10 protein-coding genes and 2 pseudogenes are annotated in these 14,221 nt (G+C 70.3%); 5 read left to right on the top strand and 7 right to left on the bottom strand.

Annotated features, from left to right (window positions below; all coding sequences use genetic code 11):
- The first annotated feature begins 269 nt into the window (after positions 1-269).
- A pseudogene (locus AC07F0_RS34645) lies at positions 270-1,861 on the top strand (glycoside hydrolase family 43 protein).
- Positions 1,862-1,913: 52 nt separating this feature from the next.
- Positions 1,914-3,959 carry a glycoside hydrolase gene (locus tag AC07F0_RS34640; protein WP_478983890.1) on the top strand — a complete coding sequence of 682 codons (2,046 nt, stop codon included), beginning with the start codon at positions 1,914-1,916 and terminating at the stop codon, positions 3,957-3,959.
- Between the two features lie 78 nt (positions 3,960-4,037).
- Here AC07F0_RS34640 and AC07F0_RS34635 read toward each other — a convergent pair.
- Positions 4,038-4,151: pseudogene (locus AC07F0_RS34635) on the bottom strand (carbohydrate ABC transporter permease); the annotation flags it as partial.
- A gap of 50 nt (positions 4,152-4,201) precedes the next feature.
- Between AC07F0_RS34635 and AC07F0_RS34630 the strand changes: the two are divergent.
- The 3 genes from AC07F0_RS34630 to AC07F0_RS34620 all read left to right on the top strand — a co-directional run bounded on the left by AC07F0_RS34630 (position 4,202) and on the right by AC07F0_RS34620 (position 6,714).
- Complete coding sequence (locus AC07F0_RS34630; protein WP_478983889.1) at positions 4,202-4,417, top strand: hypothetical protein; 216 nt, start codon at positions 4,202-4,204, stop codon at positions 4,415-4,417.
- 211 nt (positions 4,418-4,628) lie between these two features.
- Positions 4,629-5,636: an NADP-dependent oxidoreductase gene (locus AC07F0_RS34625; protein WP_478983888.1), complete on the top strand. Its 1,008-nt coding sequence runs from the start codon at positions 4,629-4,631 to the stop codon at positions 5,634-5,636.
- Positions 5,637-5,661: 25 nt separating this feature from the next.
- The gene (locus AC07F0_RS34620; RefSeq protein WP_478983887.1) at positions 5,662-6,714 is read left to right on the top strand and encodes an alcohol dehydrogenase catalytic domain-containing protein; all 1,053 of its coding nucleotides are present in this window, start codon (positions 5,662-5,664) and stop codon (positions 6,712-6,714) included.
- A gap of 25 nt (positions 6,715-6,739) precedes the next feature.
- Here AC07F0_RS34620 and AC07F0_RS34615 read toward each other — a convergent pair whose 3' ends face one another.
- From AC07F0_RS34615 to AC07F0_RS34590, 6 genes are all read right to left on the bottom strand, one after another.
- Positions 6,740-9,160 (bottom strand): SpoIIE family protein phosphatase, encoded by a 2,421-nt coding sequence (locus AC07F0_RS34615; RefSeq protein ID WP_478983886.1) that lies wholly within the window; start codon positions 9,158-9,160, stop codon positions 6,740-6,742.
- Positions 9,161-9,240: 80 nt separating this feature from the next.
- On the bottom strand, positions 9,241-10,518 hold the full coding sequence (locus AC07F0_RS34610; protein WP_478983885.1) for an ABC transporter substrate-binding protein: 1,278 nt from the start codon (positions 10,516-10,518) through the stop codon (positions 9,241-9,243).
- A 5-nt stretch (positions 10,519-10,523) separates the two neighbouring features.
- Complete coding sequence (locus AC07F0_RS34605) at positions 10,524-11,639, bottom strand: branched-chain amino acid ABC transporter permease (RefSeq protein ID WP_478983884.1); 1,116 nt, start codon at positions 11,637-11,639, stop codon at positions 10,524-10,526.
- The gene (locus AC07F0_RS34600) at positions 11,636-12,517 is read right to left on the bottom strand and encodes a branched-chain amino acid ABC transporter permease (RefSeq protein WP_478983883.1); all 882 of its coding nucleotides are present in this window, start codon (positions 12,515-12,517) and stop codon (positions 11,636-11,638) included. Before AC07F0_RS34600 ends, AC07F0_RS34605 begins: the two co-directional genes overlap by 4 nt.
- Entirely contained in the window at positions 12,514-13,332 is an 819-nt protein-coding gene (locus AC07F0_RS34595; protein ID WP_478983882.1) for an ABC transporter ATP-binding protein, read from the bottom strand. Before AC07F0_RS34595 ends, AC07F0_RS34600 begins: the two co-directional genes overlap by 4 nt.
- Positions 13,329-14,087, bottom strand: coding sequence for an ABC transporter ATP-binding protein (locus tag AC07F0_RS34590; protein WP_478983881.1), 759 nt, complete (start codon positions 14,085-14,087; stop codon positions 13,329-13,331). Before AC07F0_RS34590 ends, AC07F0_RS34595 begins: the two co-directional genes overlap by 4 nt.
- Positions 14,088-14,221 lie beyond the last annotated feature (134 nt).

The raw sequence follows: 14,221 nt of genomic DNA, 5'->3' as shown, positions 1-14,221 counted from the left end.
TTCGGCCTGCTTTCGGTTCGTCGACGCCACGGATCCTAGGGAGATAGCCGCGCTTGTCAACTCCACCGACCGTTCAGGACTCCCATCGACACCCTCCACACAACCTCGGTTCTCCGAAATATTTCGGATGTCTCAACGAATGATGCGAGACATATTGACGGGAGCTCTCAGCCCCCTAGCATCCAGGATGCTCACCAGTCGACAGCCGTTCTCCATCTCGAACATCACAGAGGGAGCGACACATGGATATGTCATGCCCTCGTCAATCTATGGAACGCCGCCGGGCGCTGGCCGTCGGCACCGGCCTGGTCGCCGGTGCCTTCCTGACGCCGGCCGGTGCCTCCCGGACCGCCGCGGCCGCCCCGGCGTACACGAACCCGGTCATCTGGCAGGACTTCGCGGACATCGACGTCATCCGCGTCGGCGCCACCTACTACGCCTCCGCCTCGACGATGCACTACTCGCCGGGCGCTCCCGTCCTGCGTTCGTACGACCTGGTGAACTGGGAGGTCGCAGGTCACTCGGTGCCCGTCCTCGACTTCGGCGCCAAGTACGACCTGAACGGTGCCCGTGGCTACGTCAGAGGGATCTGGGCGTCCTCGCTGGCCTACCGGCCGAGCAACAGGACCTTCTACTGGCTCGGCCAGATCGACTTCGCCAGGACGTACGTCTACACCGCCACCGACGCCGAGGGCCCGTGGAGCCGGCTCACGACGATCAGCACGCCCTACTACGACGCGGGACTGCTGGTCGACACCGACGACACCCTCTACGTGGCGTACGGGAACACCACCATCAGCGTGGCCCAGCTCTCGCGCGACGGACGCACCCAGGTACGCACGCAGCAGGTCTTCACCACACCGTCGAGCGTCGGCACCCTCGAAGGCTCCCGCTTCTACAAGATCAACGAGCAGTACTACATCTTCCTGACCCGCCCCGCCAACGGTCACTACATCCTCAAGTCGTCGAACGGCCCCTTCGGCCCCTACACGATGCGGCAGGTCCTGCTCGACCTGCGCGGGCCGATCCCCGGCGGTGGCGTCCCGCACCAGGGCGGGCTGGTCCAGACGCAGAACGGCGCCTGGTACTACATGGCCTTCGTGGACGCCTACCCCGGCGGCCGGATGCCCGCCCTCGCGCCGGTCACCTGGACTCCGGACGGCTGGCCCGTCGTGCAACTGGTGAACGGCGCCTGGGGCACCTCGTATCCCAGTCCGGCCGTGCCCACGCCGCCCCGCCAGGTCACCCCCATGACCGGCGTCGACACCTTCGACGGCACACGCCTCAAGCCGAGATGGGAGTGGAACCACAACCCGGACAACACCAAGTGGTCCGTCGGCAACGGGCTGACCCTGCGGACCGCGACCGTCACCGACGACCTGTACGGGGCCCGCAACACCTCACGCACCGCATTCAGGGCCCCACCTCCACCGCGACGGCCCTGCTCGACTACTCGGCGATGCGGGACGGCGACCGGGCCGGACTCGCGCTGCTGCGTGACTCGTCCGCCTGGATCGGTGTCAAACGCGACGGCGGGGCGACACGGGTGGCGATGGTCAACGGGCTGACCATGGACGGCAACTGGAACACCACCGGCACCGGCACCGAGGTCGCGAGCGCGCCCGTCTCCGGTGGCCGGATCTGGCTGCGCGCGAGCGCGGACATCCGCCCCGGCGCGGCCCGCCCCGGCACCTTCTCGTACAGCACCGACGGCACCAACTTCACCCGCCTCGGGCCCGCCTTCCCCCTGGGCAACGACTGGCGGTTCTTCATGGGCTACCGATTCGCCCTCTTCAACCACGCCACCCGGGCGCTCGGCGGCGCGGTCCGCGTCTCGCGGTTCGAACTGTCGACGCCCTGATCCGATCCCACCGACCGCACCACCCAACCCCCCACCGATCACGAGGAGAAGCATGAACCCGCTGAAACGGCTCGGCCGGCGCCGCGCGTCGGTGTTATCCCTGCTGGCCTTGGGTGCCCTGGTGACGCCCGGTGCCGCGACCGCCGCACCCGAAGCATCCAGCGCGCCCAGCGCACCCGACGCCGTCCGGGCCTCCACGCTCGGGGCCCAAGCCGCCCAGTCCGGACGGTACTTCGGGACCGCCGTGGCCGCCGGCCGGCTCGGCGACGGCACGTACACCGGCATCCTGGGCCGCGAGTTCAACTCGGTCACGCCCGAGAACGAGATGAAGTGGGACGCGACCGAGCGGTCCCGCGGACAGTTCACCTTCGGCGCCGCCGACCAGATCGTGAACGGCGCGTCGGCCCGCGGTCAGCGCGTGCGGGGCCACACGCTGGTGTGGCACTCCCAATTGCCCGACTGGGTCAAGGGCATCAGGGACGCGAACACGCTGCGCGGCGTGATGAACAACCACATCACCACGGTGATGAACCGCTACAAGGGCCGGATCCACTCCTGGGACGTGGTCAACGAGGCCTTCGCCGACGGCGGCAGCGGCCAGCTGCGTGGCTCCGTCTTCCGGGACGTCCTGGGAACGGGCTTCCTCGAGCAGGCCTTCCGCACCGCACGGTCGGCCGACCCTGCGGCCAAGCTCTGCTACAACGACTACAACATCGAGAACTGGAACGACGCCAAGACCCAGGGCGTCTACCGCATGGTCCGCGACTTCAAGGCCCGCGGCGTGCCCATCGACTGCGTCGGCCTCCAAGCCCACTTCGGCGCCGGCGGTCCCCCCGGCAGCTTCCAGACGACGCTGTCGAACTTCGCCGCGCTCGGCGTGGACGTCCAGATCACCGAGCTGGACATCGCGCAGGCGCCGCCGAACGCGTACGCGAACACGGTGCGGGCCTGCATGAACGTGCGGCGCTGCACCGGCATCACCGTCTGGGGCATCCGCGACAGCGACTCCTGGCGCAGCGGGGAGAACCCGTTGCTGTTCGACCGCAACGGCAACAAGAAACCGGCCTACCAGGCAACGCTCAACGCCCTGGGCGGATCGGTCGCGGCACGGCGGGCCGACACCCGTTCGCCCCGGTCCGCCGCCGCACTCCCCTCCTCCTTCCGCTGGAGCTCGAGCGGCTCCCTGATCTCTCCCAAGCCGGACGCGACCCACAGGATCGCCGGGATCAAGGACCCGTCGGTCGTCTACCACAACGGCAAATACCACGTGTTCGCGAGCACCGCGAGCGCCTCCGGGTACAACCTGGTGTACCTGAACTTCAGTGACTGGTCGAAGGCGGGTTCGGCCACGCACCACTACCTCGACCGCACCGCCATCGGCGCCGGGTACCGAGCCGCGCCGCAGGTCTTCTACTACGCGCCGCAGCGCCTGTGGTACCTCGTCTACCAGACGGGCAACGCCTCGTACTCCACCAACCCCGACATCAGCAATCCGAACGGGTGGAGCGCACCGCGCCACTTCTACTCGTCGATGCCGGACATCATCAGGCAGAACATCGGCAACGGCTACTGGGTCGACATGTGGGTGATCTGCGACAGCGCCAACTGCTACCTGTTCTCGTCCGACGACAACGGGCACCTGTACCGCTCCCAGACGACCGTCGGCCAGTTCCCGAACGGCTTCACCAACACCGTCATCGCGGCGCGGGACTCCAAGTACGCCATGTTCGAAGCGAGCAACGTCTACAAGGTGCAGGGCAGTAATCAGTATCTGCTGCTCGTCGAGGCCATCGCCTCGGACGGCCGGCGCTACTTCCGGTCCTGGACCTCGAACAGCCTCGCCGGCTCGTGGTCACCGCTGGCCGCGTCCGAGGGCAACCCCTTCGCCAAGTCGAACAACGTGACGTTCCCCGCCGGTACCTGGACCCGGGACATCAGTCACGGCGAGATGATCCGCGCCGGCAACGACCAGACGCTCACGATCCCGGCCTGCAAGCTGCAGTACCTGTACCAGGGCAAGGATCCCAACGCCGGCGGTGACTACAACAGCCTGCCGTGGCGGCTGGGCCTGCTCACCCAGACCAACTCCACCTGCTGATCCGCCACCGACGTGGGCCCCGCCGCTCGTGCGGGGCCCATGCCGGTGGCGGCCGGGCTCGCCGTCGCCCCACTGGCCTCAGCCCTTGATGGCTCCTGTGAGCATGCCCTTCTTGAAGTGCCGCTGGACGAAGGGCGAGGCCACCGCGACGGGGATCAGGGCGAGGACCATGACGGCCATCTGCAGGCCCAGGGTTCGCGTCACCGTTCCTGCGTGGCAGCCTCCGGTGCGGCAGCGAGGACGTGGACGTCCCAGGCACCGAGCCGCACGGGCGTACCGGCCGGGACCGCGCTGCCGTCCAGGGCGCGCGTACTCGCGCACGATGCCGGCTTGCCAGGCGAGCGGCGGGCTACTGGTACCACGGCGAGCGGCTGCAACCGCATCGCGCCGTCCACGACGAGGCGTTCCAGGTCCTCCTGCTGCGGACGTTGGCCGAGGAGACGGGCACCGCGCTTTGAGCTTCGTGCCGCCGAGCGCGCCGGCGTCGCCCTGAACACCCTCCCGTACGGCACCTGGCCCCTCTTGCCTCCGACGGGACGGCACCGTACGCTCACCGCTCGTACCGACTGGCCGGTATGTCAGACGGACGTGTCGGTACGCGACGACCGCGGGCCCGCACACACCGCGCTGACCGCCGATCCCACGCGACCGTCTGAGGAGCCGCCGGAGATGAGCAGAATCAACCACCAGGTGCGTCTGGCCGCACGCCCCGTGGGCGAGCCGCGGCCCACCGACTGGGAGCACGTCGAGGAGCCGGCCGGGGAGCCGGGCGACGGGGAATTCCTGGTGCAGGTGCTCTGCCTGTCGATCGACCCGGCGATGCGCGGCTGGATGAACGCGGGGCGGTCCTACATCCGTCCGGTGGAGATCGGCGAGGTGATGCGCGCCGGCGCGGTGGGAAGGGTGATCGTCTCCCGGCATCCCGGTTTCGCGGTCGGCGACCATGTGTCGGGGTCGTTCGGCGTGCAGGAGTACTGCGTGTCGGACGGCCGCGACGTGACCAAGGTCGACCCGGAGGCGGCCCCTCTGCCGACGTATCTCGGGGCTCTCGGGATGTCGGGTCTGACGGCCTACTTCGGTCTGATCGACATCGGGCGTCCCGAGCCCGGTCAGACCGTCGTCGTCTCCGGAGCGGCGGGGGCGGTCGGCAGTGTCGTCGGGCAGGTCGCCAAGATCCTGGGCTGCCGGGTCGTCGGCATCGCCGGTGGCGAGGCCAAGTGCCGGCTGGTGGTCGACGAGTTCGGCTTCGACGCCGCGATCGACTACCAGAAGGAGGACGTCCGCAAGGCGCTGCGCGAACACGCCCCCGGCGGCGTCGACGTGTACTTCGACAACGTCGGCGGTGATGTGCTGGACGCCGTGCTGCTGGGGCTGGCGCGCGGTGCCCGGATCGTCGTGTGCGGGGCGATCTCCCAGTACAACAGCACGACACCGCAGGGCCCCCGCAACTACCTGTCGCTGCTGGTGAACCGCGCCTCCATGACGGGCATGGTGGTGTTCGACTACGCCGAGCGGTATGCCGAGGGCATCGCGCAGCTGGCCGCATGGCGGGCGGAGGGCCGGCTGAAGTCCCTGGAGGACGTGGTGTCCGGCGGCGTGGCGGCGTTCCCCGACACCCTGATGCGGCTCTTCCGTGGTGAGAACCACGGCAAGCTCGTGCTGAAGATCGCGGACTGACCGGGCGGAGGGAGGGAGGAATCCGGTGAAAGCACTGAGCTACCACGGACGTCACGACATCCGCTACGGGGACGTCCCCGAGCCGGCCGTCACCAGCCCCACCGACGCGGTCGTCCAGGTCACCACGGCCGGTATCTGCGGCAGCGACCTGCACATCTACCACGGCAACCCGTTCAGCCCGGCCCTGGGCTACACACCGGGGCACGAGTGCGTCGGCGTGGTGGCCGACACCGGCGGCCAGGTCACCCGGTTCAAACCCGGCGACCGGGTTCTGGTGCCCGCCTCGGTCGGCTGTGCCGCATGCCGGTCGTGCGCGGCCGGATTCACCGCCCGGTGCGAGCGCGCCAAGTCCAGCACGGAACTCTGCTACGGGGTGAGCCCGCAGCTTCAGGGCAGTCAGGCCCAGGCCCTCGCCGTGCCGTACGCCGACGTCAATCTGGTGCACCTGCCCGAGGACATCTCCGACGAAGCCGCAGTCGTCCTGACGGACAACGCCCCCACGGCCTGGTACGGCTGCCGCCGTGCCCGCATCCAGCCCGGTGAGACGGTCCTGGTCGTCGGCCTCGGCCCGGTCGGACTCATGGCCGCCCAGGGCGCCTTCGCGATGGGCGCCGCGCGGGTGCTGGGCGCGGACCTGGTCGCGGAACGCCGCGCTTTCGCCGCCACCTTGGGTGTCGAGCCGGTCGAGGGCGAGGACACGCGGACGGCCGTTCGGGAGATGACGGGCGGACGCGGGCCGGACGCCGTGGTGGAGGCCGTGGGCTCGGACGCCACCATCGCGCTCGCCCTCAAGGCCGTCCGGCAAGCCGGCCGGGTCAGCGTCATCGGGGTCAGCCAGAGCAAGGCGTTCCCCTTCCACATGGGGCTGGCGCAGATCAAGGAACTGGAGTTCGCCATCGGGCTGTGCTCGGTGCACTACGAACTCCCTCCCCTGATCGCCCTCACCCGTGCCGGCCGCATCAAGCCCGAGGTGGTCGTCTCCCACCGCTACGCCCTCTCCGAAGGTCCGGCGGCGTACGAACTGTTCGCGGACCGCTCCGACGGCGTGCGCAAGATCCTCCTCGATCCCACCCGCTGACCTGTTCACGAGGGAGGACAGAGGGTCAGGCGGGCGTGCCGGTCAGCGATTGTTCGGTCCACACGGTCTTGCCCTCGCGGGTGTAGCGGGTACCCCAGCGTTCGGTCATCTGGGCCACCAGGAACAGGCCGCGCCCGCCCTCGTCGGTCGTACGGGCGCGGCGCAGGTGTGGTGAGGTGTGGCTCGTGTCGCTGACCTCGCACACCAGACGCTCCTCACGGATCAGCCGTAGGGTCGCGGGGCCGCCGGCGTAGCGATAGACGTTGGTGACCAGTTCGCTGGCGATCAACTCCGTGGTGAACGCCAGGTGCTCCAGACCCCACTCGGTCAGCTTGGCCGAGGCCAACGCCCGGGCCCGGCCGGCGCTGGCGGGCTCCGGCGGCAGCCGCCAGGAGGCGACACTGTCCGGTGGCAGCACGCGGGTGCGGGCGATCAGCAGGACGACGTCGTCGCTGGGGCGCGAGGGCACCAGCGCGTCGACGACCGACTGGCAGGTGCGCTCCAGCGCGCCCGCGGGGCGGGCGAGCGCCGCGCACAGCTTCGTCAGGCCGACGTCGGCATCCATGTGGCGCTGGCCGATGATTCCGTTGGTGTAGAGGCTGAGCAGGCTTCCCTCGGCCAGTTCGATGTCCCGGGCCTCGAACGGCAGGCCGCCCAGGCCGAGGGGCGGGCCGGCGGGCAGGTCGAGCAGAGCCACCTGCCCGTCCGGAGCGGTCACCACCGGCGGCGGATGACCGGCGCGGGCCACGGAGCAGCGTCCGGACACCGGGTCGTACACGGCGTACAGGCAGGTGGCACCGACGACCTGCTCACCCAGGGGCCGCTCCCCCGCTGCTTCCTGTTCGGCCGCCAGCAGGTTGACCAGGTCGTCCAGGCGGGAGAGGACCTCGTCCGGTTCCAGGTCGAGGCTGGCGAGCGTATGGACGGCGGTGCGCAGCCGGCCCATGGTGGCGGCAGCATGGATGCCGCGTCCCACCACGTCGCCGACGACGAGGGCGACCCGGGCCCCGGACAGGGGAATGACGTCGAACCAGTCGCCGCCCAGACCCGGGCCCGCGCCGGCCGGCAGGTACCGCAGGGCCACCTCGACGGCCGACTGGTCCGGCACCGCCCGGGGCAGAAGGCTGCTCTGGAGTGCGAACGCGGTCTGCTGCTGCTGGGTGAAGCGCCGGGCGTTGTCGATGGCGACGGCGGCCCGCGAGGCGAGTTCCTGAGCGAGGGTGAGATCGTCCGTCTCGAAGGCATCGGGGCGGCGCGAGCGCCACAGGGTCATCACACCGAGCACCAGGCCGCGCGCGGCAAGAGGGACCACGATCAGGGAGTGGGCGCCCAGGTCCGGAGCCTGGGCCCCCTGACGGCCTGCCGCCGAGACCCAGTCGGGCGGGAGAACCGCCTCCAGGACGGGCCGTCCCTGGGCCAGGCATCCGGCCTGCGGTGTGCCGGGCCCGAACTCCACGGGCTCGCCCTCGGGGTGGGGCGGGCCGGGCTGCTGGGCACCGACGCTGCAGGTCCCCAGCCGGACCACGGGCCCCGCCACGGCACGCGTCGGTTCCTCACCGCGCGTCACCGCCTGAAGCAGGTCCACCGACACATGGTCCGCGAGGTGAGGCACCATCACTTCGGCCAGTTCCCGGGCCGTCTCGGCCACGTCGAGTGTGGTTCCGATGCGGCTGCCCACCTGGTCGAGGAGCGCGAGCCGGCGCTGGGCCCGATGCCGTTCGGTGATGTCCTCGATCATCTCGGCCACGCCCAGGACGCGGCCGGAGGGATCCTCCATCCGGAAGGACGAGACCAACGCGACCCGCTCCCGTGCCGGATCCTGCTCCAGGCGAACGAACTGCTCGGAGTAGACCAGGGGTCTTCCGGTCTGCATCACCTGGCGCACACGGTCCACGGCCTTGCGCGCGTCGTCGGCGAGGAGCAGCCGGCCGGTGGACAGCCCCCGGAAGTCCGCCGCCGGGACGCCGCTGAATCGTTCGATGGCCCGGTTGACCCGGAGAATCCTCTGGTCGGGGCCATGGATGACCAATCCGATCGGGCACTGGCGGTACAACCCGTCGAGAACCGCGCGGTCCCTTTGCCATTCGAGGACGTCACCCGCGGGTGCCCCCGCGAGAAACCACTCACGGCCCCCGCCACCGCGCGACAGCTCATGGGCCCTGAGCCCCAGTTCCACGAGCTGCCCGTCGCGGTGGCGCAGTGTGAGCACCCCGAACCAGCCACCGGCTCTCCTGCACTTCGCCGCGGCCTCGGTGACCGCCGGCAGATCACGAGGATCGACGAGGACCCCGAACGCCGGACGGCCGAGCACGGCTGTGTCCGGATGGCCGAGCAGTTCCTGAGCCCGCCGGCTCCACCCGACCACTACGCCCCGGTCGTCGAGCACCACCAGGGCGGCGAGGTGCAGGGCGAACGGGTCCTCGTGGCTTTCGCTGAGCTCCGTCACCGGCTTCTCCACCGCTGGACACCACCGTGTTCTCGGTCGCCGATGTCTCCTGCTGACCCTGTAAGCCTATGGAAACCCGCTCACTTCGCCAGCGGGCCGAACTCCTTCCGGGTGTCGACCGGCTCGCCGAACAGCTGCCACCGTTCGCCCTTGAACCGCATCAGCTGCATCGTCTCGATCGGGAAGGCGTCCTCGGGCCCGGTGGAGAGGGTGACACCGGGGAGCAGCATGTCCACCTTGACGTCCTTCAGGTTGCGCACCGCGTCCCGCAGCCCCTCCCTGGTCGGGCACTTCATCGCGTCCAGGGCCTTGTGCAGGCTGGAGGCGGCGGCCCAGCCGTAGGCGTTGAACTGGTTGGCCGGGTCGGAGCCGGGCGTGTGCTCACGCAACGCTTCGCGGTACGTCTTCATCTCCGCGTCGTCCGCCCACTGCGGGTCGGCGGGGTCCTTGAAGTAGGTCGCCGAGACCACGCCCTGGACGTTCCGGAACCCGACCGGCTTCAGCACGCTGGCGGACGAGGACACGTTGTTCACGATGTGCAGCGGGTTCCACTTGCTGTTCTTGGCATCGGCGGCGAGGGCCTGGCTGCCGAACTTCGGCGTGGTGATGTCGAGCAGCACATCCGCCCTGGACCGGGCGAGGCTCGTCATCTGCGCCGAGACGGAGGGGTCGGTGACCTCGTAGCTCTCCTCGGCGACCACCTTGATGCCGCTGCCGGCGACGGCCTCCTTGAACCCGCCGAGCAGGTCCTTGCCGAAGTCGTCGTTCTGGTAGAGGACGGCGACCTCGGCCTTCGGCTTCTCCTCCTTGAGGTATTTGGCGTACACGCGTGCCTCGGACACGTAGTTGGGCTGCCAGCCGGTGGTCCAGGGGTGCTTGTCGTCCGTGCCCCAGACGGAGGCGCCGGTGGCGACGAAGGGCTGCGGCACCTTCCGCTTGCCGAGGTAGTCCCACACGGCGGCGGTGGACGGGGTGCCCAGGGTCTGGAAGACGGCGAAGACCTTCTCCTGCTCGACGAGTCTGCGGGCCTCCTCGACCGCCTTGGGCGGCTGGTAGCCGTCGTCGCGGACGATGAACTCGACCGTGCGGCCGTCGATGCCGCCCTTGTCGTTGACGTGCTTGAAGTAGGCGCTCACGCCCTTGCTGATCGTGCCGTACGCGGAGGCGGGTCCCGACAGCGGGTAGATGCCGCCCAGCTTGATGCTCTTGTCGGTGATGCCGGTGGTCTGCTGGCCCTGGCACGCGCCGTCGGCGGCGGCGTCCTTGTCGTCCTGCCCGCGCTGGCTGCTGCAGGCGGTGGCGAGGAGCAGGGCGGCGGACGCGGCCGCAGCCGCACGCAGGGTGGTCGTCTTGTGCATGTGATTCATTCCTTTTCCGTGCGGGGCGGTGCGCCCACGGGATCGGCAACGGCAGGGGCGGGATCCGCCGGGGTGGGAGGCGCGGAGGGTTCGGTGTCGGGCGTCCGGTCGTCGCCGGCGGCGGGGGTGGTGGTGCGGGTGAGCCGACGGGCGGCGGCGCCCCGGACGCGGCCCGCCAGACCGGCCAGTCCCGTCGGCGCCACGAACATCACCGCGATGATCAGCAGGCCGAACACCACACCGGGCGCCGCCTCGCTGATGTCCTGGGCGACGCTCGGCACGTACATCACGAAGGCCGCTCCCAGCAGCGGTCCGTACAGCGAGGCAAGCCCTCCGACCACCAGGCCGGCCAGCAGGGTGATGGACAGGACGAAGCTGAACGAGTCGGGTGAGACGAAGCCGATCACCCAGGTGTAGACGCACCCGGCGACACCCGCGAACAGCGCGCTCCACGCGAAGGCGAGCGTCTTGTGCAGCGACAGCCGTACGCCCATGACCTCCGCGGCGCTCTCGTTGTCCCGTACGGCGAGCAGCGCCCGGCCGACGCGGGAGCGCAGCAGGTTGCGGGCGAGCAGCAGGGCCACCGCGGTGACGGCGAGGACGACGAAGTACGTCCACTGGTCCTCGGCCATCCCGCTCCACGCGGGCGGCTGCAGCTTGTCCACGGTCAGCCCCATCGAGCCGCCCGTGACCGGTTCGAGCCGCTTGAGCAACGGCGGCAGGAACACCGCGAAGGCAAGGGTGACCAGGGCCAGGTACAGCCCGCGCAGCCGCAGGGCGGGCACCCCGAAACCGAGGCCCAGCAGGAAGCATCCGGCGGCCGCGACCGGCAGCGTGGCCAGGTGGCCGGTGTCGTACCGGCCGAGCATGACCGCCGCCGTGTAGGCCCCGGCCGCGAAGAACGCGCCGTGCCCGAGGGAGATCTGCCCGCCGAAGCCGACCAGCAGGTTCAGTCCGGCCAGCGCCACGGCGTACAGCAGCACCATGGTCAGCTGGAAGACCTGGAAGGGGGCGAAGTAGAACGGTGCGCCGACGGCGACCGCCGCCACGAGCAGCGTGGTGAGCGCGGCCCGCAGACGCCGGGCGCGGTGGGTGCCGAGTGGTGCGGCGATCGTGCTCATGCGCGCTCCACCGCCGCCCGCCCGAACAGGCCCTGGGGCCGCACCAGCAGCACCGCGAGGATGATCACCAGGGGTACGCCCACCTTCAGATCGGCACCGACCACGTCCACGTACGCCCCGGCCAGCGTCTCGGCGACGCCCACGCACAGGCCGCCGACGACCGCGCCGACCGGGCTGTCGAAGCCTCCGAGCGTGGCCGCGGCGAACGCGTAGATCAGCACCCCGCCCATCATGTTGGGCTCGAGGAACAGCAGCGGGGCGACCAGCACGCCCGACACGGAGCCGACCGTCGCGGCCAGCCCCCAGCCGAGCATCAGCACCCGGCCCACTCTGATGCCCGACAGCCGGGCGGACGCGGGATTGCAGGCGACCGCCCGCATCACCAGACCGCTGGAGGTGTGCTGGAACAGCAGGTACAGCAGCCCCGTCACGGCGGCGACGACCGCGATGATCCCGAGCGTCGACCAGTCCACACGTACCCCGGCCAGGTCGATCCCGCCGTCGGGGAACGGCTGCGGGAAGTCCTTCACGGTGAACGACCAGATCAGACCGGCCATCGCGTTGACGAAGATGAACAGGCCCACCGTGACGATGACCATCGTCAGCTCGGGCGCGTTCCGCACGGGACGGATGACGACGCGCTCGACCAGCATGCCCCCGGCGAAGGACACGGCCAGGGTGACCGGCAGCGCGAGCCAGAAGGACATCCCGGACGCCACGAGCTGCCACGCCACGTACGTGGAGATCATGGCGAGCTCGCCCTGCGCGAAGTTCACGATCCCGGTGAACCGGTGGATCAGTACCAGGGCCAGCGCCAGGCTGGCGTAGACCGCGCCGGAGCCGACGCCTTCCACCACTTGCTGGAGCAGTTCGGTCATGGCGCTCCGCCGTCCTTTGCGGCGCGGACGGAGACACCGAGGTACACCTCGGCGACCTGCCCGTCCTCGCGGATCTCCCGGGACGGCCCGGACAGCACCAGGCGGCCGGCCTCCAGTACGTGCGCCCGGTGCGCCACATCCAGCGCGAGCTGGGCGTTCTGTTCGACGATGACCACGGTGGTGCGTTCCTCCTCGTTGACGGCACGGACGATCTCGAACAGCTCCCGCGTGACCAGCGGCGCGAGCCCCAGCGACGGCTCGTCCAGGAGCATCAGGGCGGGCCGCAGCATCAGCGCCCTGCCGATGGCGAGCATCTGCTGTTCGCCGCCGCTGAGACTGCCGGCGGCCTGGCGGGACCGCTGGCGCAGCTTGGGGAAGTAGTCGTAGATCCGTTCCAGGTCGGCCGCGACGGCCGGGCGTTCGTCGCTGCCCCGCCGCCACCGCCCGGTGCGCACGTGGGCGCCGATGCGCAGGTTCTCCTCGACGGTCAGATCGTTGAAGGTGCCCCGGCCCTCGGGTACGTGCGCCACGCCGAGACGGGCGGTCTGCTCGGGCGAGCGGCCCAGCAGCTCCGTGCCGTCCAACGTCACCGAGCCGCGTCCGCGGACCATGCCGCACAGCGCCCGCAGTGTCGTCGTCTTGCCCGCGCCGTTGGGCCCGAGGATCGCGCACACCTCACCGCGTGCCACGGAGAAGTCGAGCCCCTGGAGCACGCGGGCCTGGCCGTATCCGGCGTGCAGGCCGGCGACCTTCAGGAAGTCCGGCTCCGCATGCGTCCTCCCCGCTTCGGTGCGGTCGGTGGCGGGTTCCGTCATGCCGCCACCCCCAGGTACGCCTCGATGACCGCCGGGTCGCGCTGGATCTCCTCCGGCGCGCCCTCGGCGATCTTGCGCCCGAAGTCCAGGCAGACCACCTTGTCGCACAGGCCCATCACGAAGCCCATGTGGTGTTCGACCACCACGAGCGTGAGGTCGAACTCCTCACGCACCGACCGGACCAGATCCGCGAATCGGCCGACCTCGCCGTGGCTGAGCCCGTTGACGGGTTCGTCGAGCAACAGCAGCCGGGGCCGTACCGCGAGCGCCCGGGCGAGTTCGACGCGTTTGAGCGTGCCGAACGGCAGCCCGGAGGCGGGGTGGTCGGCGACCTCCGCCAGGCCGAGACGCCGTAGCAAGTCGTCCGCCTGGTCACGTAGTTCCCTCTCCTCCCGCCGGACGCGGGGCAGCCGGAGCGCCGCAGCGAGGTGTCCCGTGCGTCCCCGGCTGTGGGCGCCGACCATGACGTTCTCCCGGACCGTGAGCAGCGGGAACAGACCCAGGTTCTGGAAGGTGCGGGCGATGCCGTGCCCGGCCACGGAGTGCGGCGGGAGGGCGAGCAGGTCCTCGTCCTCGAACCGCACCGTCCCCGCATCGGGGGTGCAGCGCCTGGTGAGGCAGTTGAACAAGGTGGTCTTGCCGGCTCCGTTCGGCCCGATGAGCCCCACGGCGGTGCCCGGCTCGACGGTGAAGGCGACACCGTCCAGTGCCGTGATCCCGCCGAAGCGCACGCTGATACCGTCGACCGCGAGCATGAGTGACGCCCCTTCCGAGGTGCTGGGGGGTGGGCGAGCGTCACAGTAGGTGGGGGCCTTCCGAGCGCACATTGGGTGCGAGCACCCAACTTCGTGGCCATCGACTTGTGCGCCGCGCCCAGCTCCCGCGGCAT

Source organism: Streptomyces sp. NPDC045955, assembly GCF_056430805.1.
This window is presented reverse-complemented; position numbering and strand designations above follow the sequence as displayed.

Excerpts from the sequence above, each read along its gene's own strand:
- AC07F0_RS34640 (WP_478983890.1), top strand. The coding sequence starts at position 1,914 with ATGAACCCGCTGAAACGGCTCGGCCGGCGCCGCGCGTCGGTGTTATCC.
- AC07F0_RS34625 (WP_478983888.1), top strand. The coding sequence starts at position 4,629 with ATGAGCAGAATCAACCACCAGGTGCGTCTGGCCGCACGCCCCGTGGGC.
- AC07F0_RS34610 (WP_478983885.1), bottom strand. The coding sequence starts at position 10,518 with ATGCACAAGACGACCACCCTGCGTGCGGCTGCGGCCGCGTCCGCCGCC.
- AC07F0_RS34605 (WP_478983884.1), bottom strand. The coding sequence starts at position 11,639 with ATGAGCACGATCGCCGCACCACTCGGCACCCACCGCGCCCGGCGTCTG.
- AC07F0_RS34600 (WP_478983883.1), bottom strand. The coding sequence starts at position 12,517 with ATGACCGAACTGCTCCAGCAAGTGGTGGAAGGCGTCGGCTCCGGCGCG.
- AC07F0_RS34595 (WP_478983882.1), bottom strand. The coding sequence starts at position 13,332 with ATGACGGAACCCGCCACCGACCGCACCGAAGCGGGGAGGACGCATGCG.
- AC07F0_RS34590 (WP_478983881.1), bottom strand. The coding sequence starts at position 14,087 with ATGCTCGCGGTCGACGGTATCAGCGTGCGCTTCGGCGGGATCACGGCA.